This is a genomic window from Lactobacillus amylolyticus DSM 11664 (genome assembly GCF_000178475.1).
Taxonomy (GTDB): Bacteria; Bacillota; Bacilli; order Lactobacillales; family Lactobacillaceae; genus Lactobacillus; species Lactobacillus amylolyticus.
Window position 1 is genome coordinate 1 of sequence record NZ_ADNY01000017.1, and the last position, 4,528, is coordinate 4,528.

5 protein-coding genes and 1 pseudogene are annotated in these 4,528 nt (G+C 31.4%); 5 read left to right on the plus strand and 1 reads right to left on the minus strand.

From position 1 onward, the window contains the following. Positions 1–337 precede the first annotated feature (337 nt). Complete coding sequence (locus tag HMPREF0493_RS02455; RefSeq protein ID WP_006351683.1) at positions 338–976, plus strand: hypothetical protein; 639 nt, start codon at positions 338–340, stop codon at positions 974–976. On the opposite strand, the gene HMPREF0493_RS02460 is transcribed toward HMPREF0493_RS02455, so the two are convergent. Next, a complete protein-coding gene (locus HMPREF0493_RS02460) occupies positions 959–1,798 on the minus strand; it encodes a site-specific integrase (RefSeq protein WP_006351684.1) in 840 nt (279 codons plus the stop codon). The genes HMPREF0493_RS02455 and HMPREF0493_RS02460 overlap by 18 nt on opposite strands. 212 nt (positions 1,799–2,010) lie before the next feature. Here HMPREF0493_RS02460 and HMPREF0493_RS02465 point away from each other — a divergent pair, with 212 nt between their 5' ends. The 4 genes and pseudogenes from HMPREF0493_RS02465 (at position 2,011) to HMPREF0493_RS09185 (ending at position 4,321) form a co-directional block, all read left to right on the plus strand. After that, positions 2,011–2,367: a hypothetical protein gene (locus HMPREF0493_RS02465; protein WP_006351685.1), complete on the plus strand. Its 357-nt coding sequence runs from the start codon at positions 2,011–2,013 to the stop codon at positions 2,365–2,367. Positions 2,368–2,783: 416 nt separating this feature from the next. Beyond that, complete coding sequence (locus HMPREF0493_RS09330) at positions 2,784–3,014, plus strand: transposase (RefSeq protein WP_409338946.1); 231 nt, start codon at positions 2,784–2,786, stop codon at positions 3,012–3,014. Beyond that, positions 2,930–3,235 (plus strand): annotated as a pseudogene (locus tag HMPREF0493_RS02470) (transposase domain-containing protein); the annotation flags it as partial. The gene HMPREF0493_RS09330 and the pseudogene HMPREF0493_RS02470, both read left to right, overlap by 85 nt. Positions 3,236–4,195: 960 nt before the next feature. Next, positions 4,196–4,321, plus strand: coding sequence for a hypothetical protein (locus HMPREF0493_RS09185; RefSeq protein WP_262361741.1), 126 nt, complete (start codon positions 4,196–4,198; stop codon positions 4,319–4,321). Positions 4,322–4,528 lie beyond the last annotated feature (207 nt).

The following is a 4,528-nucleotide window of genomic DNA, read 5'->3' on the forward strand; positions in this document are numbered from 1 at the left end:
AAGACAACGAAGGCTATTGTTAACTAATTAGGATAACTATTATATTTGGATCAAATCTTAAAAATGCTCGACATTAATTTGAAATGTCGAGTATTTTTTTAATCTTGAAATTATTCTTTATGCGTATATGTATAACGTACTTTATATTTGATGATACTAGGCTTGTAACCGCTTAAAAATATTTTTATGACTTTTGCAGGTACATAAAAATTAGAAAAATAAAAATAACAATTAAAATGCAAAAAAAGAGTAAACAAATATATGAGCTTATAATATAAAATTTGAGTGCATATTTTATTTTGAGAGAGATATGAGATATGGAGTATAGAGAATAGAAGTGAAAAGAAGAGATACAAAAATTAAATTTGTGATTGCTTTTATAGCAATCTTTGCAGTTATTACGACTGCGTTTTGTTTTAGGGAAAGAACGGTCTTTGCTAGTGAAGATGGTCAGTCTGAAACTATGAATACTGACCAAGTTAATTTTGAAAAGGGTGCAGACCCTGACGATTTTGATAGAGATGCTCAACTTAGTGATAAGGAAAAGGCTGTTGTTTCTCAGCATAACAATGATCAACCTAAACGTAATCCTAAAGAGGTTAGTGATCATATTCGAAATATTGTAATCACTAAACATGGTGATGAGCATAATTCTGAAATCAAAAATGGTGATGGTATCAACGTAAAAGTTGACTTTGATGATGAACAAGGAAAAGACAGGTTTGTTCCCAATGATTACATTAGACTCAATTGGAATACAGATGAAAATACTGGAGCAATTTTTGGTTTTAAAACCAGTATTCCTTTAGTTCAAGACAAAATTGAATATGGTACGTTTAATCTTGATTTCGATCGTGCTTTAGTTGTATTCAATAAAAACATAGCTAATATCAAAAATGTTAAGGGTAGTTTTGAATTTGGTGCAAAAGCTCATAATACTGGATACGAAGATCGCAAATTAGTTCTTTTTTTCTGATTTAGAGTTGAAGTCAAAATCAACCAGCTCAACATCTTTTTGTACAGCCGTCTTATAGTAAGCTAATGATTTTTTGGAAAGATGGAGTTTATCCATCAATTCCTCATCTGAGAACTTTTCGTTGCTTACAAACGTAAAAATGTAACTTGTCCGGAGTTGTTTTAAGCCTAAAGGCATATTGAGTTTACCTTTATCCTGAAGGTTTATATGATTGTTAATTGCTTCATAAGATGAATACTTTCTGCCGAATTTATCTAGAATAAAATACGTATCATTTTTAGCTTTTTTAACGTTTTCGAAGTGACATAAGCTTTTCACGATTATTTCATGTAATGGGCTATTCTTATTGTTGAGAACTGTTGAAGTTTTAAGATCACAGAGTTCTCTAGGGTCATAACCTGATCCAATAGCCAACAAAACCTCTTTGAGAGTTTCAGAGATTTGATCATCCTTAAGAATACCAGGCATGTATTTAATCCATCCCACGATAACTGTTCTTTTTCGATTCTTTTGAGGGAATTTCAAATCGGCTATTGGATAGTTCTTGATAATGTTATGAACGTAAAGATAGTGAAAGTATTTCTTCAAATATGTAGCGTATTTGAGTGCAGTGCTGCTCTTGTAGTTTTTTTCCTGCATTAAATAATCAAGGAATGTCCTAAGAGTTTCAGCATTAACGTTTTCTAGGGTTGCTTCATAGTGAGCATTAGCTGTATAGAAAGCCCAGAAAGCTGAAAGCGACTTATTACAGTTGTCTATTGCACTTTTGGATGAATGCTGCATTTGAAGAAATTCATTTAAATTTTTTTGATAAGGATACACATGATCACCTCGGGAGTTTTTATATGAAATTTCAAGTTACTATTGTCGGTACAATTTAAAAATATGTTTTTATTACATATTCTAAGAAGATTAATTCTGAATTAAACAGAGAGCATAAAACTACCGGACAAATTTACCAGTTCCTTTATATTTTAATACAGACCCATGTAAATGATAGTAAAGGTTCTAAGGCAGTTGAATTATCTGATATTTTGCCTGTAATCGTTAAGGATCCAATCTTAGTAAGGATAGCAAAAGAAGGAGAGAAAAAACAAATTTACAAGAATGCTCCTGTTGTTATGACCTGTACCTTAGATACTAAGGTCAATAAATTGCATGGTAAGCTCGAAACGATTGGCGATTTACCAAGCCTTAATGCAATTTTGACAGCTACTTCTTGGGAAATTTTGTCATCAAATGCGAATGCTCAAGTTGATAATAGTCGCTTAAGAAAAGCTGTCATGAATACTCTGAATCCTAAGAAAGAAACTTCTACAACAAATAATACTAATTATCAAAATCAGCCGACCAATCCTCCTTCTACGGAAGAAAAAAACTCAACCAACTGAGCCGGAGAGCATCCCTGATAATAGCACCTACTCACAGCAGGAAGAATCTCAATCCTATAACACAGGAAGGCAGACGGACAACTTTGATAATGAACAAGATTTAGATCCAGAACCTTATCCTACTGATACTGATTTAAATAATGATCCAGGACAAGATGATGCTGAAGCAAAATTAGAAGATGCACAAAATGAGCTATTCAACTTCTTAGGAGAACTTGATATGGATGATAAGTAGTTTTTACATGTGGTATATTTAAAGTTGAGACCAACAGTATTTATATAGGGGATATATCGTATTACATATGGTACTATACAAATTTTCTGATTTATAAAAAACTTCTTTAATCAAAGAACGTTCCTATGCTTATGATCTGTCATATCATTTAGCCTGGTATACAAAAAAGAAGGATAAACTAATTAATGCTGCTATAGCTTCTGCGTTAGAGAAGAAGATTTTTGAAATAGCTCAAGACAACGAATACAAAATTTCGTATTTATTAATTGAGAATAATTTTATATACCTGCTTGTTTCAGCAAAACCAAAGGCAAGCGTAACAGAGATCATCAGAAAACTTTTGAACACGTGCTGCTCGACGGGCGTTTGGAATTATCCAACAATAAGGCCGAACGTGCTGTTAAGTCATTAGTCATAGGACACAAGAATTGGCTTTTTTCCCAGAGTTTTACCGGTGCGCAAGCCAGCGGTATTATTTTAAGCTTAATTGAAACAGCTAAAAGACACGAACTAGATCCAGAAAAATATTTAAATTACCTGCTTCAGAAGCTGCCCAACGAGGAAATTTTAAACTCGGCAACACTTGAGGCTTATTTGCCATGGCAAACAGAAATTCAAAAGATATGTAAATAGAAAACAAGAAAGGCCGTCCTAAAATAACTAAGACGGCTTTTCAATACACTCGGTTATTTGACGCTTACATTGTATCCTGCACTTGGCCTAATTTTTTATGGGTTCCACTTGGTAACTCTGCTTTGGGCTTTGCTTTGTGTTTAACGATTGGTGGAATAGATTGAGGGGGCTGATCTGTTAAGGATCATAGCCTAAAAAAGTAAAAAATTCGGCTTCAAGCAATTGATTAACTTTGTCTTAATTAAATAGTGCTTGAGCCATATTTTTGGTAAAATCATTCATCCTTGCACAAACTATTTTACGGTCTCTTAAAAATTGTGAATTTAAAGAAGAATATGAAAGGATTGTGCTGATTTAAATAGTTTTGTTTCAATTATGAAAGCTAGTGAGAATGATAGGCTTTCATAAACTGAATTAGCAAGAAAAGTTGGATTTCTGTAAAGTATTGTCGACAGAATTGCACGTGGTTCAAGTTCAAATTTAATATAATTATTAAGAGAAGTCATAAGCAATCACTTAAGAGTGGTATCAAAAAATTGTAACGTAAGAGGTCTATGAGTTCTTTTGTATGAAAAAAGCCTATTGATTGAATATCATAGAGCCAAAAATGGCCAGGAGTTATTGTATTACTATGGGCTTAGATATCTGTTGAAATTTTTAAGTATAAGGTAAATTTTCTTGCCTTTTCATACTTAAAATTAAAGTAGAGGTTGATAACAAGATAAATTAATAATTTCGTTTGTCAAACGCGTTTAATAATATTTTTCATCTAAGTTTATACATGGGAAAATTACTATTTCCTTAAATAAATTATCAAATTTTATAATTTAAAAACAAATATGAAAAAGTATGCTAAATTCTTATTAAAATAAAGAGAGAAAAATATTAATAGTAAACTAAAATTATTAATATTTAATTCTATAACTTTATTTTTATGTTTTTTCATAGGAGGCTCTAGTTATGTTAGAAGAAGCTTTGGAAAAGTTAAGTTTAGTAGAACAAGATATTGAGGATAATCTATTATACAATTCCTTAATTAGTAACAGCTGTACTAGTAGCTGTATGAAACCGGCCATTACAGCTTAATATTAAAAATAGCATGATGGTTAAGATCATGCTATTTTTACAGGAGAACAACTATGAGAGAATATTTGCATAAATTTGCGTACCATTATGATAAAAAGAATGATAAGTCTTTCTTGAATGTGTTATATAAAGTCAAGAAGAATAGAAATAACGAGATATATAAATGCCCATTTTATAATGTTATTTTAAATACAAACTATAAAATTC